At 38.8% G+C, this 26,092-nt stretch carries 30 protein-coding genes; all 30 read left to right on the top strand.

Features of this window, described 5'->3' with window-relative positions; all coding sequences use genetic code 11:
- Window positions 1-339: 339 nt before the first annotated feature.
- The 30 genes from tumA to QZT26_RS08180 all read left to right on the top strand — a co-directional run bounded on the left by tumA (window position 340) and on the right by QZT26_RS08180 (window position 25,935).
- Window positions 340-558, top strand: coding sequence for an antitoxin TumA (tumA, locus tag QZT26_RS08035; protein ID WP_099324263.1), 219 nt, complete (start codon window positions 340-342; stop codon window positions 556-558).
- Window positions 551-943, top strand: a complete 393-nt coding sequence (tumE, locus tag QZT26_RS08040) for a toxin TumE (RefSeq protein WP_295101543.1) — start codon at window positions 551-553, stop codon at window positions 941-943. The genes tumA and tumE overlap by 8 nt, the downstream gene beginning before the upstream one ends.
- Before the next feature lie 258 nt (window positions 944-1,201).
- Window positions 1,202-1,432, top strand: a complete 231-nt coding sequence (locus QZT26_RS08045) for a hypothetical protein (protein WP_295101544.1) — start codon at window positions 1,202-1,204, stop codon at window positions 1,430-1,432.
- Window positions 1,416-1,556 (top strand): hypothetical protein, encoded by a 141-nt coding sequence (locus QZT26_RS08050; protein ID WP_157820387.1) that lies wholly within the window; start codon window positions 1,416-1,418, stop codon window positions 1,554-1,556. Before QZT26_RS08045 ends, QZT26_RS08050 begins: the two co-directional genes overlap by 17 nt.
- 179 nt (window positions 1,557-1,735) lie before the next feature.
- Entirely contained in the window at window positions 1,736-1,999 is a 264-nt protein-coding gene (locus QZT26_RS08055) for a hypothetical protein (RefSeq protein ID WP_320409736.1), read from the top strand.
- 1,290 nt (window positions 2,000-3,289) lie between these two features.
- Complete coding sequence (locus tag QZT26_RS08060) at window positions 3,290-4,603, top strand: nucleotide sugar dehydrogenase (RefSeq protein ID WP_295101546.1); 1,314 nt, start codon at window positions 3,290-3,292, stop codon at window positions 4,601-4,603.
- Window positions 4,604-4,911: 308 nt separating this feature from the next.
- Window positions 4,912-6,054 (top strand): GDP-mannose 4,6-dehydratase, encoded by a 1,143-nt coding sequence (gene gmd / locus QZT26_RS08065; protein WP_295101548.1) that lies wholly within the window; start codon window positions 4,912-4,914, stop codon window positions 6,052-6,054.
- Between the two features lie 144 nt (window positions 6,055-6,198).
- A complete protein-coding gene (locus QZT26_RS08070) occupies window positions 6,199-7,038 on the top strand; it encodes an ABC transporter permease (protein WP_295101549.1) in 840 nt (279 codons plus the stop codon).
- A 79-nt stretch (window positions 7,039-7,117) separates the two neighbouring features.
- A complete protein-coding gene (locus QZT26_RS08075; RefSeq protein WP_295101551.1) occupies window positions 7,118-8,560 on the top strand; it encodes a mannose-1-phosphate guanylyltransferase/mannose-6-phosphate isomerase in 1,443 nt (480 codons plus the stop codon).
- 75 nt (window positions 8,561-8,635) lie between these two features.
- Window positions 8,636-8,998: a four helix bundle protein gene (locus QZT26_RS08080; RefSeq protein WP_295101552.1), complete on the top strand. Its 363-nt coding sequence runs from the start codon at window positions 8,636-8,638 to the stop codon at window positions 8,996-8,998.
- A gap of 58 nt (window positions 8,999-9,056) precedes the next feature.
- The gene (locus QZT26_RS08085) at window positions 9,057-10,445 is read left to right on the top strand and encodes an ABC transporter ATP-binding protein (RefSeq protein WP_295101553.1); all 1,389 of its coding nucleotides are present in this window, start codon (window positions 9,057-9,059) and stop codon (window positions 10,443-10,445) included.
- Window positions 10,446-10,700: 255 nt separating this feature from the next.
- Entirely contained in the window at window positions 10,701-11,618 is a 918-nt protein-coding gene (locus tag QZT26_RS08090; RefSeq protein ID WP_164994694.1) for a class I SAM-dependent methyltransferase, read from the top strand.
- An 18-nt stretch (window positions 11,619-11,636) separates the two neighbouring features.
- Complete coding sequence (locus QZT26_RS08095) at window positions 11,637-12,221, top strand: class I SAM-dependent methyltransferase (protein ID WP_164994695.1); 585 nt, start codon at window positions 11,637-11,639, stop codon at window positions 12,219-12,221.
- A 2-nt stretch (window positions 12,222-12,223) separates the two neighbouring features.
- Window positions 12,224-13,228 carry a glycosyltransferase gene (locus QZT26_RS08100; RefSeq protein WP_295101577.1) on the top strand — a complete coding sequence of 335 codons (1,005 nt, stop codon included), beginning with the start codon at window positions 12,224-12,226 and terminating at the stop codon, window positions 13,226-13,228.
- Window positions 13,225-13,563, top strand: a complete 339-nt coding sequence (locus QZT26_RS08105; protein ID WP_164994697.1) for a hypothetical protein — start codon at window positions 13,225-13,227, stop codon at window positions 13,561-13,563. Before QZT26_RS08100 ends, QZT26_RS08105 begins: the two co-directional genes overlap by 4 nt.
- 29 nt (window positions 13,564-13,592) lie before the next feature.
- A complete protein-coding gene (locus QZT26_RS08110; protein ID WP_164994698.1) occupies window positions 13,593-14,162 on the top strand; it encodes a methyltransferase domain-containing protein in 570 nt (189 codons plus the stop codon).
- Window positions 14,163-14,709: 547 nt separating this feature from the next.
- Window positions 14,710-14,847: a hypothetical protein gene (locus QZT26_RS08115; protein WP_295101557.1), complete on the top strand. Its 138-nt coding sequence runs from the start codon at window positions 14,710-14,712 to the stop codon at window positions 14,845-14,847.
- 95 nt (window positions 14,848-14,942) lie between these two features.
- Window positions 14,943-15,245 (top strand): hypothetical protein, encoded by a 303-nt coding sequence (locus tag QZT26_RS08120; protein ID WP_164994699.1) that lies wholly within the window; start codon window positions 14,943-14,945, stop codon window positions 15,243-15,245.
- Window positions 15,245-15,475, top strand: coding sequence for a type II toxin-antitoxin system HicA family toxin (locus QZT26_RS08125; protein ID WP_164994700.1), 231 nt, complete (start codon window positions 15,245-15,247; stop codon window positions 15,473-15,475). Before QZT26_RS08120 ends, QZT26_RS08125 begins: the two co-directional genes overlap by 1 nt.
- Before the next feature lie 494 nt (window positions 15,476-15,969).
- The gene (locus tag QZT26_RS08130) at window positions 15,970-16,389 is read left to right on the top strand and encodes a hypothetical protein (protein ID WP_164994701.1); all 420 of its coding nucleotides are present in this window, start codon (window positions 15,970-15,972) and stop codon (window positions 16,387-16,389) included.
- Window positions 16,390-16,434: 45 nt separating this feature from the next.
- On the top strand, window positions 16,435-17,424 hold the full coding sequence (locus QZT26_RS08135) for an Rpn family recombination-promoting nuclease/putative transposase (protein WP_164994702.1): 990 nt from the start codon (window positions 16,435-16,437) through the stop codon (window positions 17,422-17,424).
- A 273-nt stretch (window positions 17,425-17,697) separates the two neighbouring features.
- A complete protein-coding gene (locus tag QZT26_RS08140) occupies window positions 17,698-17,919 on the top strand; it encodes a hypothetical protein (RefSeq protein ID WP_164994703.1) in 222 nt (73 codons plus the stop codon).
- Window positions 17,916-18,263 (top strand): PIN domain-containing protein, encoded by a 348-nt coding sequence (locus QZT26_RS08145; RefSeq protein ID WP_164994704.1) that lies wholly within the window; start codon window positions 17,916-17,918, stop codon window positions 18,261-18,263. The genes QZT26_RS08140 and QZT26_RS08145 overlap by 4 nt, the downstream gene beginning before the upstream one ends.
- 195 nt (window positions 18,264-18,458) lie before the next feature.
- Window positions 18,459-19,598: a DegT/DnrJ/EryC1/StrS family aminotransferase gene (locus tag QZT26_RS08150; protein ID WP_295101562.1), complete on the top strand. Its 1,140-nt coding sequence runs from the start codon at window positions 18,459-18,461 to the stop codon at window positions 19,596-19,598.
- 1 nt (window position 19,599) lies between these two features.
- On the top strand, window positions 19,600-20,364 hold the full coding sequence (locus QZT26_RS08155) for a class I SAM-dependent methyltransferase (protein ID WP_295101564.1): 765 nt from the start codon (window positions 19,600-19,602) through the stop codon (window positions 20,362-20,364).
- Between the two features lie 45 nt (window positions 20,365-20,409).
- Window positions 20,410-21,684 (top strand): hypothetical protein, encoded by a 1,275-nt coding sequence (locus tag QZT26_RS08160; protein WP_295101566.1) that lies wholly within the window; start codon window positions 20,410-20,412, stop codon window positions 21,682-21,684.
- A 121-nt stretch (window positions 21,685-21,805) separates the two neighbouring features.
- On the top strand, window positions 21,806-22,690 hold the full coding sequence (locus QZT26_RS08165; protein ID WP_295101568.1) for a glycosyltransferase family 2 protein: 885 nt from the start codon (window positions 21,806-21,808) through the stop codon (window positions 22,688-22,690).
- Between the two features lie 39 nt (window positions 22,691-22,729).
- The gene (locus tag QZT26_RS08170) at window positions 22,730-24,091 is read left to right on the top strand and encodes an O-antigen ligase family protein (RefSeq protein ID WP_295101570.1); all 1,362 of its coding nucleotides are present in this window, start codon (window positions 22,730-22,732) and stop codon (window positions 24,089-24,091) included.
- A 214-nt stretch (window positions 24,092-24,305) separates the two neighbouring features.
- Window positions 24,306-25,454, top strand: coding sequence for a glycosyltransferase family 4 protein (locus tag QZT26_RS08175; protein ID WP_295101572.1), 1,149 nt, complete (start codon window positions 24,306-24,308; stop codon window positions 25,452-25,454).
- Window positions 25,435-25,935 (top strand): class I SAM-dependent methyltransferase, encoded by a 501-nt coding sequence (locus QZT26_RS08180; RefSeq protein ID WP_295101574.1) that lies wholly within the window; start codon window positions 25,435-25,437, stop codon window positions 25,933-25,935. The genes QZT26_RS08175 and QZT26_RS08180 overlap by 20 nt, the downstream gene beginning before the upstream one ends.
- Window positions 25,936-26,092: the final 157 nt, after the last annotated feature.

Here is a 26,092-nt window from a genome sequence, read left to right on the forward strand (position 1 = left end):
TTGACGGAGAAAGGCCAGAAGTTCTCTTGTTCACTGATGACCGCTTCAGCCCTTGATATTAAAGCACTTACGGAAATGGCGGCATGAAAAACACGCATAAAAAACAAGAAATTGATGGATAGTAGTACGGATCAATATTATCAACCTCTTTAACCGAGTTTCTCAGAGTTCATCTGTAGTTATTTATAAGAGGTTATAAAGAAATTTTTATCAGTGTTCATCTGGTGGCAAAAATAATTACAAAGAATACTTAAAAAGATGCGGACTGAATTTTGTATTCTATATTCAAGATCTGACCACAAATACTTCGTGACCCCAAATACTTCGGAAGGAGGAAATATGAGAAAACAAAGAATTGAGTATGATTCGCCTGTAGACGCTCTTGTAGCTATAGCCAAGCATCTCAGCATTTTTGAAAATCGATACCGTATGACATCGGAGGAGTTTTTCGACAAGTTTAGCAAGGGACAGTTGGAAGACTCCGAGGATTTCGTCGAATGGGCGAATGACTATCAACATTATGTTACGATCAGGCTTGAAATAGAGGCACATGTGTAGCATATTGCTTGATTTTCTATCAAGATATCTTAGGGAAGTTGAAGTCGCAGTTCGGCAGGCGGAAGGCGCCTATGTGGAGCGTTACGAAGAGGAGATTGTGGCGGCTAGTCGTGTGAACTTGCGGATACGAGTGCGTTTCCGGAGGGGACATATGCTGGAGTTGAATGAAGCAGTTGTTGGTGAAGCCGGTCGACCCAGGCGCCTTGGCTATCGCTATCATTTTCAGGACGAGCAAAACAAGCTTGTCTTTCGATATGACAACACGCCGCATTTTCCAGGACTTGAGAATTTCCCTCATCACAAGCACATTCCGGACAATGTAGCGGGCGCTGTCGAACCTTCGATTCTTAAGGTTATTGAGGAGGCAAGGCAGTTAGCCCAATGATACAAAAAAGTATTTTGAATAGATTTTCTTATAAATATCTACCTGGTATATTTGATTTTTGGTATTTCATATTTTGGATATTATTTGTCACCGGGGGCATTTGCTTAACATTTAAGATGCGGCCCTCATGTTTTCATGGTATTTTATAGATGGGTGGACATAGAGGTATTTTTTAAAAGGGAATTCTGGCAACAGGCCGTCAAGGCCTGTCCCCAGATTTTCTCATTGACAATACGGATAAATAAGGAGGGATAAACTATGGATACATCTGCGGCCACAACTATGATTAAGATGCTTGAAACTGTGCCGGACCAGCTTCAGGAAACCGTTGTCGAGCATATGCGCGACTACATCGAGTACCTCCTGGATGAGGCTAAATGGAAGAATTCGTTTTCCAGAACCCAGGATAAGCTTATCGGAGCCGCACGTCAGGTCCGCCAGGAGATCGTCGGAGGAAAGAGCAGTCCTCTGGATGTCGAGAAATTATGAAATCAGCGACACTGCCGTCTTTCTGGGAACATTACGGCAAACTTACGCCGGATATCAGGACAAGGGCAAAGAAGGCATACTGTCTTTGGTCGGAGTACCCCTTCCATCCGTCGTTGCGCTTTAAGTGCATCAATAAGCCGGAGAATATCTGGTAGGTTCGGGTGACGCCTGGAACCGGGCCATAGTCATCATGGACAATGATACCGTTTTTCGGTTGAAATAAGTAAGGTGTCCCCGGAATTACCCATTTCTCAAAAACAAATATGGAACTAATCGAAAAAATTAAATCAAAGAAGTCGCATATTGGTGTTATCGGACTCCGCTAATGTTGGATTGCCACTGGTCGTTGAATTCTGCAAGGCCGGGTTTCAGGTTACCGGCTTCGACATTGGTCCTGAAAAGGTAAAATTGTTGAGCCAGGGCAAAAGCTACATAAAACATATTGATAGTTTCCGGATCACGGACACCGGATTCTACTTGTGCATTCCCGATTCTTTGCAAAAAAAGCAATCAGTAGGGATTAATAGTAACGTAAAGACAGGTTTCAAACCTGTCTTTACCGCTTGAAAATGAAAGAAACAACCCTTCAGCCGACATGCAGGTGCGAATATCTGCAAAAAAGGTAACACTTTAGTTTTTTGAAAAATTCTAACAGTAGCGATGTTTGCCGCATGGTGTAGGGGTGAAGCATTTGCTGTAAATTGTCATAAATGTGTTCATATCCAAACTGGCAAATGCCTCGCCCTTACTTTTTCAAAAAACTAAAGTGTTACCAAAAAAGGCGCCTCAGGAGTTCTGAAATACTCTTTTTAAATCCGTTCGCAAGTTTATCAAAAATGGGAAGTGTCCCCAATTCGTGCGCAAATATTGCACCATAACACAATAGAAAAAAGGGCATTCGTTTATCGTGTGCTTCATCCTTGTCAATATAATCCCCCAAATCACAATGCTTTCAAGCCGCGTTTGATTTTCTGCAAACTTTGCAAAGAAAAACAAATATAAAAAAGGCCTATCCTTTTGTTATTTGCCCAATCTACCATACTCTGAAACCCCTATTATTCCTAACGTATCGTTAGATAACCAATTACAATAAATCTGAAATTATTAAACCATATTGGTATATCAATTGATTATTCATGGGTTTTGTAAGTTTCTCTTCGTGCCCTTTGTGTCCTGTATTCTTTGTACTACTGTACATCAACTTGCCGATTGCTGATTGCCGATTGCTGACTGCTGACTGCTGACTGCTGACCTCTGACTTCCGACTGCCAGATTTATGCTGTATCCGTTAACTGGCTACATAAATTATTCATGTAACTGAGAGGGACGAAGTCCCTGTAAATTAGGCCTTCGGCGACTTTTTCACCACGAAGACACAAAGCCACAAAGAAAAACCTTGGCGTCTTAGTGGCAACTTCGAATTTCCTATACATTACTGGTATATCATCAGAATAATACTGTTTTGGATTTCGGGAATTTGATCTTTGAAATTATTTGAAATTTGGTAACACTTTAGTCTTTTGAAAAAGTAAAAACGCTGGTTCCTAAGCCGGAGTTTGAGAACGAGTGCGATTGCTCAAACTGTCCCCCGCTGGCGGGGGTGTAGGGGGTGGAATTGAGGGGCAGGAATGCAGAATGACTGCTGAGTAGCATGATTTTACTTTGATGGTTTTTCAAAAGACTAAAGTGTTACGAAATTTGTTATTTGTCGTTTGGAATTTCTTAATTAGTTGCTATTTGAGTTTTGGTATTTAACATTTTGGAACTATACTCAAGGGGTTCACAAAATATGATTCCGGAAATGCTATAACTATTTATGTCAACAAAAGTTAAATCCAACCATAGAAATCCCTATTTATGAACTCTTACAGTATAATCGAAAAAATTAAATCAAAAAAGGCACATATTGGCGTTATCGGACTCGGTTACGTGGGACTTCCTCTGGTCATTGAATTCTGCAAGGCTGGGTTTCAGGTGACAGGCTTCGACATTGATCCTGAAAAGGTAAAATTACTAAGCCATGGCAAAAGCTATATCAAACACATTGATAGTTCACGTATCACGGACGCCGGATCGCGTTTCACCCCCACTACGGATTTTTCGAAGTTGTCGGACATGGACTGTATCCTTATCTGCGTCCCGACACCTCTGAACAAATACCGGGAACCTGATATGTCATATGTCTTTAACACGACAAAGACCATTGCCGGAAATCTTCGCAAGGGACAGCTTATTGTCCTTGAATCCACTACGTATCCAGGCACTACGGATGAGGACATGAGACCCATACTTGAGGAGTCTGGGTTAAAAGCTGGCGAGGATTTTTATCTTGCATTTTCACCGGAGTGGGAAGATCCGAATAATAAGGGTTTTTCAACAAGGACAATCCCTAAAGTGGTGGGCGGTTATACGAATAATTGTCTTACCGTTGCGCAAGCCCTTTATGATTCGGTAGTGGCAAAGACCGTCCCTGTTTCCTCAACAAGAGTTGCAGAGGCCACAAAACTCCTTGAGAATATTTACAGATCCGTGAACATAGCGCTGGTGAACGAACTGAAGATGCTTTTTGACAGGATGGGGATTGATGTGTGGGAGGTCATAGAGGCGGCGAAGACAAAACCCTTTGGATTTCAGGCATTTTATCCAGGTCCTGGTCTTGGGGGACATTGCATACCTATCGACCCCTTTTATTTGACCTGGAAGGCGAGGGAATACGAGTTTTCCACCCGGTTTATCGAGCTTGCGGGAGAAATAAATACCAACATGCCTTATTATGTGGTTCAAAAGATTGTTGAGGCGCTTAATGAGAAAGGGAAAAGCATTAAGGGAGCAAAAATTTTAATCCTGGGGCTTTCATATAAAAAGGATATAGACGATACCCGTGAATCTCCCTCGCTGAAAATCATGGAGCTTCTTGGGGAGAAAGATGCCCATGTTGACTACAACGACCCGTATATACCGGTTCTCCCGAAAATGAGGAAATACTCATTTAACAATCGTTCAGTTCCTTTACATGCAGAGACGCTTGCGAAATATGATGCGGTTGTTATCGCAACAGAGCATTCTGATTACGACCCTGAGTTTATTCTAAAAAATTCACAGCTTATCGTTGATACGAGAAATTTAATTAAGAATCATACGAATCATTCTGATAAGGTTAAAAGGGCATAAGACAGCAAACTAATGAATAATAGAAATATAGAAATATTGTAACACTTTAATTTTTTGAAAAATTCCAATAATCGCAGTGTAGGGGCGAAGCATTTGCTGTAAATTGTCATAAATGCGTTCATACCCAAACGGGCAAATGTTTCGTCCCTGCTTTTTCAAAAAACTAAAGTGTTACAAAAAATTGGAAAACCATTGTAGAAATCGATGGATCAAATCAGATCTGTCGTAAAGAAAGAATTATACGTTTTTTACAATATTATTTATGAGATAGTTAAAGTCCATTATGAAAAGGAAATAAACAAAAAGATATGAAACGCGCCCTTATTACCGGAATCACTGGCCAGGATGGATCGTACCTTACTGAATTCCTTCTGTCAAAAGGTTATGAAGTCCATGGTCTCATTCGCAGGGCAAGTACCTTCAACACGGGGAGGATCGACCACCTCTATATAGATCCACACATTTCCGGTGTAAGATTATTTCTCCATTATGGTGATTTATCTGATGCAGGACAACTTGCCGGTCTTATTTACAACATCCAGCCAGAGGAGATATACCATCTGGGGGCACAGAGCCATGTAAGGGTGAGTTTCGATATGCCGGAATATACCGGAGATGTGTCAGCATTAGGGACAACACGGCTTCTTGAGGCAATCAGGAGGAGCGGAATAAAAACAAAGTTCTATCAGGCGTCTTCTTCAGAAATGTTTGGCGCCACGCCACCGCCACAGAATGAGAAATCGTTGTTTTACCCAAGAAGCCCCTATGCGGCTGCAAAGGTCTATGCATACTGGATGGCGGTAAATTATCGTGAGGGGTACAACTTGTTTGCCTGCAATGGGATACTTTTCAACCATGAATCACCGAGAAGAGGAGAGACCTTTGTAACCAAAAAAATAACCAGGGCAGTTGCCAATATCCTTGCCGGAAACCAGAAAAAACTCTATCTGGGAAATCTGAATGCAAAAAGGGATTGGGGATTTGCCCCTGAGTATGTGGAAATGATGTGGCTAATGCTCCAGCAGGATTCGCCAGACGATTATGTCGTTGGCACAGGCGATAGTTATTCAGTGCGGGAGTTTGTAGGAAATGCCTTCCACTATGCCGGCGTTGAACTAGAATGGCAAGACAAGGGCGTAAATGAAAAAGGTATAATCAGGGCCTCAGCCTCAAACTTATCTATCGGAGATGTAGTTATAGAAATAGATCCAAAATATTTCAGGCCGACAGAGGTCGAACACCTGAAAGCAGATATTACGAAAGCAAGGACAAACCTTGGTTGGGAACCGAGAACAACGTTCGATGAACTTGTCAAGATAATGGTAGATTACGACATGAAGGTTTTGGGATTAGAACCGCATGGTGAAGGAATGAAGGTGTCAAGGGACAAAGGCTTTAGCTATACAAACCACGATTTTTCTTTGTATGAGAAAATTAAAGAAGGGTGTTAGTTTAATTATTTTGAAAATACAGGTGTTGAAAATAAAGATCAAAACGGCGAAAATTATGATATCCCCCTCTGGAAAGAGGGGTAAGGGGTGTGTAACTCCTCTCCGGAAAGAGATGGGTAATTTTGGTTACGGCTTTGCTACAACATGAACGAGAACACAGACATAGAATATGACCTTATAATAGAGCCCGGGCGGGGCGTAAAGCATTATTGGCTGGACATCTGGAAATATCGCGAACTCTTCGCCTTCCTTGCATGGCGTGATGTGCTGGTGAGATATAAGCAGACAGTCATAGGAATCGCCTGGAGCATCATCAGGCCTTTCTTAACGATGATCGTATTTACCGTCATATTCGGGAAATTGGCCAAATTCCCATCAGAAGGCGCCCCTTATGCCATTATGGTTTACGCAGCAATGTTACCCTGGCAATTATTTGCAAACTCTTTATCGGAAAGTAGCAGTTCTCTTATCGGTAACGCAAATTTGATCTCCAAGGTCTATTTCCCCAGGCTCATTATTCCGGCAAGCGCCGTTATTGTGAGCCTCGTGGATTTTTTAATTTCATTTTCAATCTTATTTGTCCTGATGATATGGTATCAATTTATCCCTGATTGGAGGATGGTAACCATCCCGCTGTTCTTATCACTTGCGCTGCTGGTTGCGCTTGGTTGCGGCCTCTGGATTTCTGCCTTGAATGTAAAGTACAGGGATTTCCGGTATGTCATTCCCTTTTTTGTACAATTTGGCCTGTATATCTCACCGGTTGGCTTTAGCAGTGCCCTCATTCCCGAAAAGTGGAAATTGGTTTATTCCATTAATCCGATGGTAGGAGTTATAGATGGATTCAGGTGGGCTATCTTAGGAACGGGTGTAAAGTTTTATTGGCCGGGTTTTATTTTGTCACTTGCGCTGACTGCAATTATAGTAATTTCCGGTTTCTGGTATTTCAGGAAGACCGAAAAAACCTTTGCGGATGTGATATAGCAAAGCGCATGGCGCGGGGGCGCAAAGAGCATAAAGAGAGATTGCATTCTTTATCAATAATACCTGAGGTTATCGTATCATGAAAACATTCATCCTTGCCGGTGGCGGAGGGGAAAGGCTTTGGCCTTTATCCAGAAATAATTTCCCGAAACAATTTTTAAAATTGAACGGGAGTATGTCCCTTTTACAGCAAACCGTTGACCGGCTTCTGGGCGCTGTTTCCCCGGAGGACACTATTGTCATAACAAACAAGAACTACCAATTTCATGTTTCTTCGGCGCTGAATTCTCTGCCAGGTATGAATGGCTCTGTTTCCGGCGCACACACGATACTTGAGCCTTTGAGCAGGAATACAGCGCCCGCAATAGCGCTCGGAGTGAAATACTGTAAAGAAATACTTAAGTGCACGGAGGATGAAATAATATTTTTATCCCCCTCCGATCACATCATAAAACCGACGGAAGCATTTGCAGAACGGGTGAGGCATGCAGAAGAGATTGCCCAAAAAGGTTATATTGTAACCTTTGGTATAAAACCGGATAAGCCCGAGACTGGTTATGGGTACTTGAAGTTTAGTGATCATTCTTCAATGGATGGTGTCCAAAAATTCTTTAAAGTAGAAAAATTCATGGAAAAACCTGACGTAGATACTGCAAAGCAATATATCCATGAGGGCAACTATTATTGGAATTCAGGCATGTTCGCCTTTAGTATACAAACAATAATGGAAGAACTTCAGAGGTATGCACCAGAAATAACTGAAATGTACAATCTGAGTTATGACGAAATGCTCCTGCAATTTCAACACATGCCCAATATCTCTATCGATTATGCTGTTATGGAAAAATCGGACAAGGTCGTAGCATTGCCATTTGATTTATACTGGAACGACGTCGGTTCGTGGGATTCTTTATTTGATATTCTTGATAAGGATGCGAATGGCAACGTCCTCCAGGGGGATGTTATGGCAATAGACACAAAAGACTCCTTTCTCCTGGGTAAAAAAAGACTCATTACCACCGTAGGCCTTGAGAACTGCCTTGTGGTCGAAACGGACGACGCCATACTGATAGCAAAAAAGGGAGAGGCGCAAAAGGTAAAAGACATCGTAAAGAAACTCAATGAAAATTCAAGACCGGAGGCCGTTGAACATGTTACTACATACAGACCCTGGGGAAACTATACCGTGCTTGAAAACGGCCCGCGGTATAAAATAAAGCGGATCGTTGTAAACCCGAATGAAAAGCTCAGCCTGCAAATGCATTATCACCGGTCAGAGCACTGGGTGGTTGTAAAAGGAAGTGCAAAGGTGACTACCGGTGATAAGGAGAGTTTTATCCATGAAAACGAATCGGCATATATACCGAAATCAACGATGCACCGGCTTGAAAACCCCGGCAAAATACCCCTTGAAATAATTGAAGTGCAGAATGGTGAATATCTTGGGGAAGACGACATTGTCAGGTGTGACGATGCCTATGGAAGAACCGGGGAAACCGGCAATCCTGCGTGCCCGTCGTGAAATAGTGAAAGGGGAAAAGTGAAAAGTGAAAGGGGAATGTAATAATAAGAGAATAGGAAGAAATGGAGGATAATCATGGATTACAGACCTCATAGAAAGTTAGATGTTTGGAAGAAATCAATGGAATTTGTAAGAGATATTTATCAAACAACGGAACAATTTCCAAAGACGGAAATATATGGTCTTATATCACAGATGAGAAGGGCGTCTATATCAATTCCAAGCAACCTGGCTGAAGGGGCAGCGCGAAAAGGCAGCAAAGAGTTTAAGCAGTTTATAAATATTGCACAGGGGTCCATTAGCGAATTGGACACTCAGGTAGAATTGGCAAGAATGTTAAATTATATCGAAGAAAAAGCGTATAAGGATATGATTGAAAAACTTAACATAATTTCGAAAATGCTTTTTGGCCTTTCACGAAGTTTGAGCGATAAGTAATGAAAATAAAACCTATTACCTTTCACCTTTTACTTTTCACTTTTCACTTTTCACAACTATGAATGTAATTAAAGTCGAAAATCTTTCAAAAAAATACACCATCCGCCACCAGCAGCGCGAGTCATACACTGCCTTGCGTGACGTTATGGCACATGGTGCGAAAAGATTAGGCGCAAAACTCCTTTCACCTTTCACCTCTCACCTTTCACCCTCTGCTCTCCGCCCTCCGCCCTCTGCCCACGCTTCATCCCATGAACTTTCGGCTATGAGCCATGAGCCACGAGCTACCAGCTCAAAGGAGGACTTCTGGGCGCTCAAAGACGTCTCCTTCGAGGTCAAGCAGGGCGAGGTTATTGGCATAATTGGACGTAACGGCGCCGGTAAATCTACGTTATTAAAGATATTAAGCAGAATTACAGAACCAACCACGGGTAGCGTTAAAATCAAGGGCAGAGTAGCAAGTCTGCTTGAGGTGGGGACGGGTTTCCACCCGGAGTTAACGGGCAGAGAAAACGTCTATCTCAATGGCGCCATTCTCGGCATGACAAAGGCAGAGATTAAAAAGAAGTTTGATGAGATTGTGGCATTTGCAGAAATTGAAAAATTCCTTGATACGCCAGTGAAGCGTTACTCAAGCGGGATGTATGTGCGGCTTGCTTTTGCAGTAGCGGCGCATCTTGAGCCGGAGATACTGATTGTAGATGAAGTTTTAGCGGTTGGGGATGCGCAGTTTCAAAAAAAGTGTTTGGGGAAGATGGGTGAAGTGGCAAAAGAAGGAAGAACCGTTATATTCGTAAGTCATAATATGCCTTCGGTTCAGAATCTTTGTAGCAGGGTCTTGTTAATGCAAAAAGGTTTACTTATATTGAGCAACAATCCTGATACAGTTATTTCAAATTATTTATCTAGTGGAGTGAATATTGAGTCTTCTGAAGTAGACCTGAATTTGCACCCTGGACGATCACGATCTAAAGAACCCGCATTGAAACAAGCATGGTGCTTAAATAAAGATAACACCAAATTCAATAAGATAATGATGGGAGAAAGTCTAAGGATATGTTTTCGATTTCGAAGTAGTCGTGCAATAAAATGCCCTTACTTTGGTTTCGGAATTGAAGATGGAAATGGTCGTCGTATTTTCTCCTTAAATAATTTAATGTCGCCAATAGAAAATAATTCTTTAAAACCAATCGATTCTGGTGTTGCTTGTCTTGAAATACCCTGTGTTCCCTTACTGCCAGGTACATACTTTGTTAGTTTGTCTTTGGTAGAAGACAACAATACGTGGGTGGATTTTGTTGAACGTGCAATTGCGTTTCAGGTTCAACCTGCCGATGTATATGGGTCAGGAAATATTCCACATAGCACGCATGGAGTTGTTTATGTTAACGGGCATATAAATTTTAATCCTGAAAATTTTACTATTAAGGGTTCATATACTAATTAGTTGGCAAAATATTGTGTATATTTTTTAAGGAAATTTTCTTGCAGATCAAATTTTATATGCTTTTCTTTTAATGACTATGATTTTATTATGGACTACTTCTAGTTCATTGGTATGGAAATGATGGTCACTATGATTCAAAGTTCCTTATGTCCTTTTTCAATAGTGTAATTAATCGTTAATTTCCTTCGCTCTTCAACTAATTGATAGAAAACTAAAAATAAAAGGTTTTATAATCAAACAAGAACAATCAAAAGGATGGCAAAAAAGTTAATTGATTTAGAGTTTGTATCATGTGACTTATGTGGTTCAGAACGCTTTGTTGAACGTTACAAGAAACCAGATACATGGCTATGGCAACACGACTACGAATTCTCAGTGGTTGAATGTATGAATTGCGGTTTAGTATTTCTTGATCCAAGACCAACAAATGAATCAATGTCTCAGTTCTATCCGCATGATTATCACGAGAATAGAGATAGTAAAATTCATCATGAACGTTATAAAAACCAGTACAGTTATCTTGGTAATATAAATAATCATGGGAAAATGCTTGATATTGGCTGCGCTAGAGGGGATTGGCTAAATTTCTTTTATGACAAACATCCCTACTGGGAATTATATGGTTGTGATACTTTTTCTAAAAAGGTTAATTATGAAAATATAACCTTCACGAATGCTCCTTTGCCTTCTTGTAATTATAAATCAAATTATTTTGACATGATTACAGCATGGGCTGTCTTTGAACATCTGTATGAACCTATAGTCTATTTTACTGAAGTTAATAGAATACTAAAAAGAGGGGGTTCTTTTATATTCTTAGTTACCAATTCAGAAAGTCTTTATGGAAAATATTCGGATGTTGAAGATATTCCAAGGCACACATATTATTTCTCTGAAAAAACGCTTTTGAAGTATGCTGGAATTGTTGGAATGAATGTAGAAGAAGTTGTTTATTCAAACGAAATATTTGATGGACGAGGATATAAAAACATAGAAATGCTATTCAGGAGAATGTTAGGTATTAGTTACTTAGCTATAAAAAATAAACGTATAAATCGCTTACAGTCTTTAACGATTAAGTTAGCCCATTTCTTTGACAAATTATTAAATAAAATAAATTTAGAAAAAAATAAACCCACAGGCATAATGATATGTCATTGGAAAAAAACCTAGATTTAGAGATAAATGAACTTGAGAAAAGCACTACAAAAGATATTTAAAATAATAGCACTACGAAAAATTAGAAATAGTAAATACAATCAAATAGTTACTCATCTTACGGAGGACGAGAAATTAGTGCTCTACAACCTCAGTAAAAAGTTAGAGAACGGAATGGTAATGGTGGAAGTTGGTTCTTATCTTGGCGCAAGTGCGTGCTTTTTAGCCTGGGGTTGTAGTAAAAAAACTAATATTTTCTACTGCATTGATACTTGGGAAAACGACTCAATGACAGAAGGGAAACGAGATACGTATAATGAATTTATATTTAACACGAAGGACTTTAAGGATTTGATTAAGCCATTACGCGGCAATTCTGTTGATGTTGCAAAGACCTTTCAAGGGGAAATTAATCTACTTTTTATTGATGGCGATCATTCTTACGAAAGCTGTTTGCAAGATTGGGTCTCATGGGAACCATTCTTGGATCGTAATGCCATAGTAGTTTTCCACGACATTGGCTGGGCTGAAGGAGTCCAAAGAGTTGTTCAGGAAAAAATCGTCCCAATAGCCAAAAAAGAAAAACAGCTTCCAAATTTATATTGGGCGTGGATTTAAGAGTGTTTTTATCCGTTATTATTCCAACCCGAAATCGTGCTGATTATTTGGAAGATGCCTTAGAAAGCATCTTAGTGCAAACTCTAAAACCAGAATTTTATGAAGTTATTGTTATCGACAACGGCTCTGTGGATAATACAAGGGGAATTGTTGACAAATTGAACCTACAGCATGAAAATCGAATCAAGTATATATTTGAAGAAGAACCCGGGCTTCATGTTGGGCGTCACCGTGGAGCCAAAGAGGCAAAGGGGGAAATTTTAGTTTACGCTGATGATGATATAATTGCCTCTCAGGAATGGTTAAGTGCGATTCAAAATGCATTTAAGGATCCAGAAGTTGTATTAGTGGGAGGTAAAATCCTTCCCAAATGGGAAGGTCAGATACCTGAATGGATTAATCTTTTTAAGAGTAAAGTTGAGTGGGGTTGGACCATTGGGTATTTGAGCCTTTTGGATTTTGGCGATGAAACCAAAATTATTTCTCCTGGCTACGTCTATGGTTGTAACTATTCAATTCGTAAAACTGTTTTATTTGAATGTGGGGGATTTCACCCAGACGGTATGCCGCAGGAATTAATCCAGTACAGAGGAGATGGAGAGACCGCCTTGTCCAGGGTAATTAAGGGAAGGGGATATAAATCTCTATATGAGCCCAAGGCATCTGTCTTTCACTGGGTTCCATCTGAAAGGTTGTCGGTTGACTATTTTTGCCGCAGGGCATTTAATCAGGGCATATCGGACTCGTACACTGAAATACGAGCCAAATATGGATTGTCCAATATATTCTCGCAACCGTCTAATCAAACACCTTTTCCAATTTGGAAGAATATTAAAAAGATGATCAGATTTTTCTTGTTTTGGAAAAGCAATAAAGCTTCACATAAACATCCTATAGTCAGGCGAGTAAACAAGGCATATGCAGAGGGGAAATCCTTTCACAGGAAGAAAGCAGAACAAGATCCTGAACTTTTGAAATACATTTTAAAAGAAAACTATTTTTTATGAATACATTGAAAAAATTGATAAAAAGCAAAACAAAATCCTTTTTTGAATCTCGCATCAAAACGTTAGTTGAATCTATCGTTGAGAAGAAACTGGATCATGAACTTCAAGTTCGCTCTCAGCTTCAGGATTTTTATCATGCCACAGAAAATGAAAAAGCCTCTTATTGGGAACAACAATTTGATCCGAAAGAATTTTGTGAGCGTTTTAAAAAATCTGGTATTGAAATAGAAGAAATAGAAATTGATATAGGGGATTTCGAGCAGTGGATGGGAAAATATCCTTCTATAGTAGATACCTATAAAGGATTGGTGATGTTAGAATTGAAAAGGTTTTAGAACACTATCTTACCTTAAAGCACCTTGATGTGAAGCGAGAGGATATTCTAATTGATATTGCAGCGGCAGGAAGTAATCTGGCTAAGGTTTTACGTAAAAAAGGTATGAAGGCTTACAGGCAGGACTTGACCTATCCCGATGGGATAAATGGGTATGATATAGGGGGTGATGCTGGAAACATGCCGCTCGCTGATGCCTTTGCAGATGTCTTAACGTTGCATTGTGCCTTTGAATGCTTTCAAGGAGAAGCGGATGTTAGATTTGCACGTGAAGCAGGTCGTATTTTGCGAGGGGGGGGGAGGGTAGGAATTATCCCTTTATATATCGATACCATAACTTTTGTAAAAACTAGCCCTTGGTGCGATACAAGAAATATTCAAGTGGAACAAGAAGCAAAATTCTTATGGCGGGATGATAAGTATAAAGAACCCTTTAGTCGTCACTATTCTCCCGAAACTTTTAGTTATAAAATTGCATCACAAATGCCGGAATTTGCCATAAAGATTTTATATTTTACCAACTTAAAAGAACTTTCAGAGAATGTCTATCCTGGGCAGAGAATATATTGCCACTTTATGTTTAAAGCACAGAAAAGGTAATGTCGGAAAAATACACACTCAGGCGGGCGGGTTCAGGTTTGTAACCTGAACCCATAGTTTATTTGGCGAATAGTGCTCTATGTATTTAATAGCTAAATCCCCCCTATTAGCAGTCAGTAACAATATAAAACGTGGGGTTCAAGTTGCAAACTTGAACCCGCCAGGAGTAGTACTGTATCAATTTAGTGTTTTGAAAATTTAAGCCCTATTAAGGGCGTACTGTTTGTAGCAATTAATCGTTAAGATACGATTAGCTCCGTAGGAGCGACCTGGATATGATTGATATGCAAACAGGCCTGTCTGTCGGCAGACAGGTCGCTCCTAACGGAGCTAATATCTGTTATGGCATCCTATCTTGCTACAAACATGAGAAAAGTATAGGAAGATATTTATAGAGGATGATTGTATTGTGAGTATATTTCTTGATACAAACATTCTCATTTACTCTTATGATAGGGTAAGTCAAGAAAAACATAAAATATCGGTAGATTTTAATTTGTGAGAGAAAACATCTATTCTCAAAATGGCTGTTCCGGAAGGAGGAAATATGTGGAAACAAAGAATTGAGTATGATTCGCCTGTAGATGCTCTTATGGCTATAGCTAAGCGTCTCAGCATTTTTGGAACTCGGTACCGTATGACATCGGAGGAGTTTTTCGACAAGTTTAGCAAGGGACAGTTGTAAGACTCCGAGGATTTTGTCGAATGGGCGAATGACTATCAACATTATGTTGCGATCAGGCGTGAAATAGAGGCACATGTATAGCATGTTGCTTGATTTTGCAAAAAATAGAGAGAGGAGGCGGTTCATTTATGAAGTTGCAATTAATTATTGAGGTATGGAAAAAAGGATCCTGGTTTTTAGCACGAGCACCCGAAATGGACTTTATTTCACAGGGGAAAACTCCTGAGGAAGCAAGGAAGAATCTTTTAGAAGTTATAAACATACAATTTGAAGAAATGAAAGATATGGGGACACTTGAGGAATATTTACTTGAGTGTGGGTTTGAAATAAAGGGAGGCGAGTTAACCCCTCAAGGTGAAATTATAGGTTTTGAGAAATCGGTCATATCGGTGCCCTGATGCCGAGAATAAACCCTGTAGATTACAAAACGCTTTTAAAGATATTCCAGATGTTTGGTTGTACATATAAACGTAAAAAAGGCTCACATCACATCCTGACATACCCTGGAGCAAAGCGAGTTGTAGTTATTCCAGAGTATGACGAGATAGACATTGAAATAATCAAAAATAACATGCGAACAGTTGGTATGACAAGGGAACAGTATTTTGAGTTGCTAAAAAAAGCATAAGCCTCATTAAAAATCGGAATAAGGAAACTATTTGGAATTTGTGATTTATCATATAGAGAATGATTATAGAAAAAGCACTTACAGAGCAGATAATTTGAAATTTGGTAACACTTTAGTTTTTTGAAAAAGATTTGCCACACATATATAGTACAGTGTTTGTGGTAAAAGTTTGCTTCCTTATAACACCCCCCCGGCCCCTCTTTTTAGAGGGGATTTAGGGGTGTGTTTTAATACGAAAAAGCTTCTTACTCTATAAAACCCGGAATCCTTGATTTTATTAAGTCTTTTCAAAAAACTAAAGTGTTGTGAAATTTGTTATTTGGTATTTGTTCTTGTCTGTCTCTGTAGTAAGAAAACTATTTGTGTCTTAGCGCCTTAGTGACAAAATAATTAGCCAGAAATTGAAGGGAATGACAATTGAACAATAAAGATGACTACAAGCATCCCTTCAGGGATAATTATCTTGATTTTATTGTTTGACTGAGGAAGAAGATATGAGAGAGGCTATTGATAGGGTCTTTTGCGAAAACAAACTCCTCGCAATAATCATCCGCTCAGATTACAGCAAGGAGGGAATCGAGTTCTTTACCCCAAACGAATTCTCCCAGCAGCTTGCCTATATGAACCGCCCAGCCGGATACAAGATAGCCCCACACGTCCATAATAAAATTCAACGTGAGGTGTTTTATACGCAAGAAGTGCTCTTTATCAAAAGCGGTAAGGTAAAGGTTGATTTCTATACGGATGATCAGGGTTTTCATGATTCGCGTATTCTTGAAACGGGCGATATCATACTCCTTGCTTCCGGTGGACATGGATTCACCATGCTTGAGCCAACTGAAATGATTGAGGTGAAGCAGGGTCCCTATGCGGGAGAGGCAGATAAGACGAGGTTTGAGGGGAAAGGTGAATAGATTGAGATTGAGGAAAAATGTATAAAAACTTTAAGGATATGATAATTGAATATTTTAAATACGGATATGGAAATCTTCAATCCCCATGATAAATTCTTCAAAGAGACTTTTTCTATACGAGAAAATGTAATCGATTTTCTTAAGGGGACATTTCCCCCGGAAATTTTTAAAAAGCTGGATTTATCCACTTTGACACGGGATAATAACTCATATATCGACGAGGAACTTAAGGAACATTTTTCAGATATTGTCTATACCTGTTATTGTAAAGACAAAGAGCTAAAGATAACCCTTTTATTTGAGCATAAGAGTTATTCTGTAACATGCCCGCACCTCCAGTTATTAAAATATCTTTTAAAGATATGGGAAGCGAATATTAAGCAGACAGAAAAACTCATACCAGTAATTCCCGTGATTTTGTATCACGGTAAAGAACTATGGAAAGTCCGGAGATTTAGTGACTATTTTGAAGGAATAGACGAGATATTTTGTCGTTTTGTTCCGGAATTTGAATATCTGCTTACCGACCTGTCAAAATTTAGTAATGAAGAGATAAAGCAGAAGGTGTTTAGAAAGGTTTCTCTGGAGATAGCCTTATTGCTTATGAAGAATGTTTTCGATGAAAGGGAATTGGAGCGTAATCTAAAGGGCTTCTTTGAAATAGGGAGGCAGTATTTTGAAGAGGAAGAGGGGTTAAGGTTTTTGGAAAGTGTAATCCGGTATCTATATAGTTCTACCGAGATAGAAGTGGGTAAGGTTGTAAATACCATAAAAGATATCTCAGAGAGGGGAGGTGAATTAGGAATGACAACGGCTGCGAAACTTATTGAAAAAGGCAAGATTGAAGGCAAGATTGAAGGCAAGATTGAAGGGCTCAAAGAGGCAATAGAGATTGGTTTGGAGTTGAAGTATGGGGTTGAGGGCTTAAAGCTTTTGGAACGGATTAATAATATATCTTTGGTAGAGAAGTTAGAAGCAATAAAGGAAGCAGTGAAGATATCAAAGAATATGGAAGAAATTGAAAAATTGCTGTGAGTGTTGACACAGGCGCTGATAGTTGCGCTTATTCGTGCATATTTGTGTTCATTCGTGGCAAAAATAATCCGTGTTTAATCTGTTTTCTCTTGCGTTCTTTGCGCCCCCCCATTTCCATGAGGGCAGGCTTTTGCGGTGCAGTAATTATTAAATACGGAGTTTGAAGGTTTAAGGATTTAAAGGAAGATTATTTAAGGGCATGGAAGGGGTTAGGAAAATGGGAAGTGTCCCCATTTTCCCCTATTTTCCACTACAATTTCACGGGAGTATCTCATGAATAAGACAGAAAGTCTTAAGAGACAAATCGATGTATTGCCTCCTGCAATGCTTTCCGAAGTCGACAGGTTCATAAAGAGTTTAAAAAAGCAGGTACGTAAGCCGGTCAAGAGGGTGTCCCTTCTGTCCGAACTGGCGGAGTGCGCCCTCGACGATGACCTGCCGACCGATCTTGCCGAACAGCATGATCATTATCTGTATGGTACTCCCCGAAAATGAGGCAAACGGTCTTCCTGGATACCAGCTACCTGATTGCACTGATACGGAAGAAGGATGCCCGTCACCCTGATGCATTGGCTGCCGCATCGATATTTACCGGGCGTTTCGTCACTACAGACCTTGTTCTGGTTGAGCTTGCGAATTCCCTGTCACTGCCTCCGAATAGAGCTGCTGTGATCTCAGCCATCGAAAGAATCAGAACTGATGCAGCCACAACAATCATTTCGTTTACTTCAGAAGGCATGGAACGGGCTTTGACATTATTCAAGAGCAGTCACGACAAATCATGGGGATTGGTTGACTGCTTTTTCTTTTGTGGTTATGAAAGAAAAACGGATACGTAATGTGTTGACGTTTGATGATCATTTTCGTCAGGCTGGATTTGAAACACCCCTGCTGGCTGATCTGAAATGATTAATAATCCTGTTCCTTTTATAATAAGGTGAAATGAAGTTAGGTGTCAGACCTCAGACCTCAGACCTCTGACTTCAGACTTCAGACCTCAGACTTCAGCTCACAACTTTCAACTTAAAAAAACTATGATCCCTGTTAACGAACCATTATTAAACGGCAACGAAAAGAAATATTTAAACGAGTGCATCGATACGGGCTGGATATCCAGTGAAGGGCCATTTGTAAAGAAATTCGAGGAACAATTCGCCGCAACCGTGGGGAGAAAATACGGAATTGCCGTGGCAAATGGATCGGTAGCCCTTGATGTCGCTGTGACCGCTGCCGGTATTGGGAAAGGCGACGAGGTTATTATGCCAGCCTTTACGATTATATCTCCTGCAGCCTCTGTGGTCAGGGCTGGGGGAATTCCCGTCTTAGTTGATAGCGATCCCATTACCTGGAATATTGATGTGGAGAAATTAAAGATTAAGATTGAGGATGAGATTGAGGGAAAAGAGAATAAAAACCTAAAAGCGATTACGGTGGTGCATATCTACGGCCTGCCTGTCGATATGGACCCGATCCTTGAGGTTGCTGATAGATATGGACTTAAGATCATCGAAGATGCTGCAGAGATGCATGGGCAAACCTATAAAGGGAAACCTTGTGGTAGTTTTGGGGATATCAGTATTTTTAGTTTTTATCCGAATAAGCATATTACTACCGGTGAAGGGGGGATGGTACTTACCGATGATGACGGTATCGCAGAAAGACTGCGATCTTTACGCAATCTCTGTTTTCTGCCGCAAAGACGTTTTGTTCATGAGGAATTAGGCTGGAATTTCCGGATGACGAATCTACAGGCAGCCTTAGGTGTTGCACAACTGGAACGTATCGATGAATTTATAGCCCGTAAACGGAGAATGGGTATTCTTTATACGGAATTGCTAAAGGATGTTCCAGGCATTGAACTCCCCCTAGCAAAAACAGACTTTGCGCAAAATATCTACTGGGTCTTTGGCATCGTTTTAAAAGATGAGGTGCCATTTGATGCAGAGACGATGGCAAATAAATTGGCCGCGTACAAGATTGGAACCCGTCCGTTTTTCTGGCCCATGCATGAACAGCCGGTTTTCCAGAGAATGGGATTGTTTAACGGTGAGCGTTATCCGGTGGCAGAAAAGTTAGCACGCCGGGGGCTGTATATTCCAAGCGGATTGGCTTTAACCGATCAGCAAATTGAGAAAGTTGCCGAAAAAATAAAAGAAATATTAAAAGAAGGATAACATGTCAATATTTGTAAATAACTATGCACAATATTATGATCTTTTTTATGAGTCAAAAAATTATACGCAAGAAGCTCATTTTATCTTAACCTTAGCGAAGAAATTTGATATTGCACCCGATTCATTATTGGATCTTGGAAGTGGTACTGGCAGGCATGCTATTGAATGGGCAAAAAAAGGTATTACGGTTAAAGGGGTAGAGCGTTCACCAGAGATGATAAAAATAGCAGAACAAAACTTGTTAAAGAACACAGGATGTCAGGATAAAGTTACCTTTGAACAGGCGGATATGCGTTGCTTTGACATTGAGCCGGCAAAATATAATGTAATAACTTCTATGTTTGCTGTTCTGGGGTATATTACTTCTCTTGATGACTTGGTAGAATGTTTTAGCAGGATAAGTCAATCACTTCGAAAAGGAGGCTTATTTATCTGTGATACCTGGCATGGCGCTGCAGTTTTAACAGAAAAACCTACCGATAGGATATACCAGTTTGATCAACCCAATGGTCAGATTTTCAGGATTGTTCAATCCTCGCTAAGACCTGTGGAGCAAGTGGTAACGATTAACTACACCATTATTCATATTGGCAAATCTGCTTCTGTTCATAAAGAGAATCATGAAATGCGTTTTTTCTTTGCCGAGGAGATGCGACTCTTGGGCAGACTCGCTGGCTTAGAACTCGTGTATGCCTGTCCCTTTTTAGAAGAGGGTAAAATCAGTACAGGAAATTGGAATGTGAACTGGGTGTTTAAAAAGTTTTAAATATTATAATTTTTTACTAATTAAAATTATGTACATGAGGCAAATATGGCGAAAGGAACTATAGCTATCTTCTTCTGGGATGGGTGGCTTGGTGTTGCACCAAGTCTTATTAATGCTATACGATTATTAACAGAAGCAGGTTACAAAGTTGATATTATTACTAGACATTCCAAAACAGAATTTGCTAAATTTCCTCATTTTTCTTCTGGTGTCAGGATTTTATTCTGTCCATCACCAAAAACTCAGTCTATTGTAATAAATAACATAGGTTCTTCATTGGGTGATATTTCAAAATCAAATATTATTGTGATTTTGAAAATGTTTTTTCAATTTTTAAAAAGAGTTTTGCAAAAACTAAGCGGTCAGATACTTTTCATAGCAGAACGATTACAGTTTCTTAAGTTTAGTTATAATTCATTGAAATACCGAAAATATCATTGCTTTGTTGGAGTAGATAAAGAGGGTTTAATTATTGCGACAATAATTAGTTTTTTTGTAAAGATACCAGTTTTTTACTGGTCACTTGAGATTTGTTTTCTTAATGAATTTAAATTTATTGACTGGGATAAACGCCTGGTTAAACATTTGGAAAGAATATGCCATCGTAAAGTTCAGTTGACTATCATTCAAGATAAACAACGTGCAAAGGCTTTAATGGATGAAAATAGGGTGAAATCAAGGGTAGCAATTGTTCCTAACGCTCCTTTGGGAAGGTCTCCAAAATTGTCAAGCAATTATTTTCAATGTAAGTTTAATTTGCCAGATTTCCAACGAATTATTTTACACATGGGTTGGATATCTGAAAATTTTTTATCACTTGAAATTGCAAAAGTAGCATCCAAGTGGCCAGATACATGGACATTAATTTTCCATGAAAGAGCAAGGCGAGACCCTTCGGATCCGTATTTAAGGAATATTCAGAAAGAGGGCGGCAATCATGTTCTTCTTTCACTTGATCCAGTACCTTTTGATGAGTTGGATCTTTTATATTCTTCTGGGCACATAGGCATCTTTGCCTATAATAGTAATTCTGGGCCGAATTTTAGTCTAATGGCTGGAGCATCAGGTAAATTAGCTCATTATTTGAAATGCGGATTGCCTGTTATTTGCCTAACTCTCCCGGGTCTTAATGAGATAATATGTAAATATCAATGTGGATTAGTGGTTGAAGATTTGCTTGAAGTAACCCGTGCGATTGAAATAATTTTTAATAATTATGATTTCTACAAAGCTAATGCAGTCAAATGTTATGAGGAAATCTATGAATTTAGCAGGCATTTCAATCAGGTCATTAAAGATATTGAGAACCTTAATATTTAGGAAATTGTATTTTAATTTCATTTGAATCGTTATGGATGGTTTTCAAAAGTAAATTTAAAACAAGCTTTTGTTGTACAAATGGTTATTTTTAAATAAGTTCTAGGAAATAAGAAATTTTCAAATGATAACGATCGAATATCCAAAAATTACTGTAGTAACTCCTTCTTATAACCAGGCGCAGTTTTTAGAGAGAACAATTTTGTCTGTTCTAAATCAGAATTATCCGAACCTGGAGTATATAATCATCGATGGAGGCTCCACCGATGGTAGTGTGGAAATAATAAAGAAGTATGAGACCAAATTGGCTTACTGGGTAAGCGAACCGGATAGAGGGCAATCACATGCCATTAATAAGGGGTGGCAGATGTCCACCGGGCAAATAATGGCTTACCTTAATTCTGATGATACTTATAGGGCTGGCGCTTTATTCTACATTGCAAAATACTTTGCGGAACATCCCGAAGTAGATATGGTTTATGGCGATGTTTACGTAATTGACGAAAATGATAATTTAGTTCAACCTTTTATATGCGGTGAATTCAACCTGAAAAGATACATTAAGGACTGCAATTATTACATTCCACAGCAGGCAGTATTTTTCAGAAGACAAATATTTGAGAAGGTAGGCCTTTTAGATGAAAATCTTCACTTTAAAATGGACAGAGACTATTTTATTAGAATCGGAATTAATGGGTGCGTAAAAAGAATTCCCCATTATTTAGCCCACTTCAGAACCCACCCCGCTGCCAAGTCAACCCCTCGACATACCAAAATGACATTGAGGGAATTTATTTCCATTCGTCGAAAATATGGCGGCGCCTTTTCTGTGCCCTGGTTTTACATTAAGACTATTTATTTAAAAAAGATGAAGCAATTATTTATCACAACATTTATCATCACTCCATTAAAAAAACTACATTTACGGAATGTTCTGTCTCCTATTGTCAAAAATATGAAATTCAGGAAAGAGATAGAACGATACGAAAAAAATCTCAGCGATGAATAAGGCAAATTTTCAATCAAATATTTAAGTTTATTGATATTGATGAGCAAAGCATATAGTCACAAAATACAATTGTTAATTACTTTATCTGTTGCCTTAGCTGCATTATTTGTACTATATGTTGTTTTCCGTCGCTATGGATCGCTTACGGCAACAATATTCATTTACATGTTCCTCTTTAGCGCACTGATTAGTTATTATGTGCCTGAGGTATTTATAGGTTTTTTTTACAGTGGTCTTATATCTATATTCATTTATCAGTTTCCCGCCCTGAGTCAACAAAGTGGTTGGTCGCTTGTACCTTTTTTTATTGTGCTTTTTTATTTGTTTCGACAGGCTTATCATGGAAACTGGCTAATAAGAATAGAACCGGTTTTTATTAGTCAGATATTATTTTTTCTTCTCATGCTGGTCAGTATAATTTTATATCCGACAGAGAATGGGATAAAAAAAACATGGTATTTTACGTATCATAATCTGACGCCATTATTGTGTGTTTTAGCGTTTAGTGGAAATGTGGTGCGTCTCAAACGGATGATGCTTTCATTTGCCATTGGAGCAATGATATTTTCAATATCTGGTACCTTCTTCTACATTAAGGGTATTTCCATAGAAGCAGACAGAGTGACTGCATTTTTCTGGGGGAGTATTTCATATGGACGCATAAGCGCTATTGCGGCTATATTTGCCGCAACATACCTTATAGAAAGGGAAAAGACATGGAAAAATATTTGTCTATTCTGTCCTCTCTACCTTCTGTTATTATTCAATTCAATCGCCAGCGGCACCCGTGGTGTTTTATTAGGGCTTGTATTTGTTCACTTTTTATATATTCTCGTCCTTGGTTTAAAGAAAAAAAATTATTTACTGCTGTTTATTTTGCCTGTGTTCTTTTCTTGCTCAATGTATTTTATATATAACTTTGTACCAGAAAATTTAACCGCCCGAACAACAAATGTTATTACTTCTCATAAGAGCGATACTAGTATTTTCGCAAGAACGGAATTTTATTCTGAAGCGTGGGAGGGTTTCAAGATAAAACCTTTTTTCGGCCATGGTATTGGTTCGTTTATATACTATAGCCATTTTGACTATCCTCATAACATTATCCTGGAAATTGCTTTTGAACTTGGACTGGCCGGTATCGTATGCTTTTTATTTTTTGTAGGTAAATGTTTCTCTATTGGTTGGAAAAGTTTGCATAGACTACATAATCCTGGTGACACTGAAAGAAGTATATCATTTTATTGGTTCATTTTTTTGTTTGTTGGAGCACAATTTAGCTTTGACATATCGGGAAATTTGATGCTCTGGTTCTTTGGTGGTTTGGTGGTCGCATATAATGTTCCAAAAACAATATGTACTCAACCGCTTAAAAATTTGCGAGCCGCTAAGAATATTTAAAGAATTACAGTAGAAATTTTGATATGAACAATCAATTTCTCAAAAAAGGTAAACAATTTATTTATAACCTTTTTCCTATACTAAATCAGCGCCAGCAGTTTTATGCCACGAAGACACAGAGCCACAAAGAAAAATTTAGGAGTCTTAGTGACTTTGTGGCAGCATTGAATTTTTTAAACATAAGTTTAATAATGCAGCACGAAAGGTATTTACAATGGATATAATTTATGTTGGTTGCAAACCGCAAAAGATACTATCGGGAGGTGATAAGTACCTCACTGAGGTGCTGGATTATCTTGAAAAAGAAGCAAACTTAAAATATTTGGATTTTTCCCATACTGCCTGGTTTCAAAAAGGTGCAAGGTTTAGCGCAAACTTCAATGCAGTAAAATGCATAATAAATGCAAATTTCTGGGCGGTAAGAGAATTTTTTAAAATTAATAAAAACAGGAAAAACAAATACATAATTTTAATAAATTCTTACTATAAGCAATTTTTTTTTATTTTCGTATGGTTTATAAAACTACGGAAAAATTGTACGTATGTTGTGGGCATAAATGCCCTATATTATCATTCCCGGGGGGATAGTTTTCTAAACAAATTGGATAAATTCATGATGAAGATATTTTTACTCCCTGCGTCTGCAATAATAGTGAACAGCAAAGCCGTACATGATGAAGTACGATCCATGGGTATAAAGTCACCTGTTGAAGTGATCTACCCCCGATTGGATCTTCCACCAGACATTCCAGAAGGAGTATTCAATAAAGACAAAAGCAAGTTCAATATACTATACGTTGGGTATTGTACACCCTTTAAAGAACTCCATATCCTCGTTGAAGCCATTGGATTGTTGAAAGAGTACTCTATCCAATTAAATATAGTTGGTGAATATGAAGGGCATAAAGAATATTACAGTTTTCTTAAAAGTATTATTGCAAAACATGATATTGCAAGCAAAGTTCATTTCCACGGCAGAAAGGAAGGCAAAGAACTTACTTATTTTTATAAAACCTCTGATTTGCTGGTGTCTCCAGGTAGCGGAGAGGGCTACGGGAGGGTGTTAGTCGAGGCCATGTATTTTGAACTGCCTGTCGTTGGGGCAAATAGTGGTGCAACTACAGAATTAATACAACACGGTGTAAATGGCTTATTGTTTTCTCCAAAAGACCCACAAGATTTGTCACGAAAAATAGAAACGCTTATTACTGATAAGACATATCGTTCCACATTAGCGGCAAATGCCAGGAAAGAAAGTCTTAAGGCAAACTTTACAATGAATCTGGGAAAGCAGTTTTACGATTTTTTAAAAAATGTACACAATTATCATAAGCGAGGCTTACATGCGAAAGCTACTCAATAATCGTATTCCCAATGACCATACAAACCAAGTAAACCCCACATATTATGTGGATCAAGTATTCAAGCAAAAGAATGTCAAAACAGTACTTGACTTGGGATGCGGAGATGGTAGGTCGCTTGATCAATTCAAAATGAGAAAAAGTGACATTGTCTGGGTTGGATTGGACATCCTGTCTTCTCCAGAGGTAGATAAAAGGGCAAGAAAAGATAAATGTTTTGTTACTTATGATGGTGTAAATCTTCCATTTACGAGTAATGTCTTTGATTTGATATATAGTAATCAAGCTTTTGAACATATACAATACCCGAGAATGGTTTTAAAAGAGGTTCATCGTATTCTGAAACCTGGAGGTTTTTTCATAGGGTCTACTTCTCATTTAGAGCCATATCACTCACGAAGTTTTTGGAATTTTACTCCGTATGGTTTTTCCTGTCTCATAGAAGAAACTGGGCTGCAGACAATAGAAACATTACTTTGTTAAAAATTAAGCGGCGATTTTTTTCTTAAATCTAGCGGATTTAATTTTAAAATATTCTTGTGAGAGTTTTTCGTTCTTTGATAAAGCGTTTGTTGATGAGAATTCAAGCAGGGAATTGATTGCTTTTTTGAATTCATTAAAGGTAGAAGGTTTTGTTTCC

It is taken from the genome of uncultured Candidatus Kuenenia sp. (assembly GCF_900696675.1).
GTDB classification, from domain to species: domain Bacteria; phylum Planctomycetota; class Brocadiia; order Brocadiales; family Brocadiaceae; genus Kuenenia; species Kuenenia stuttgartiensis_A.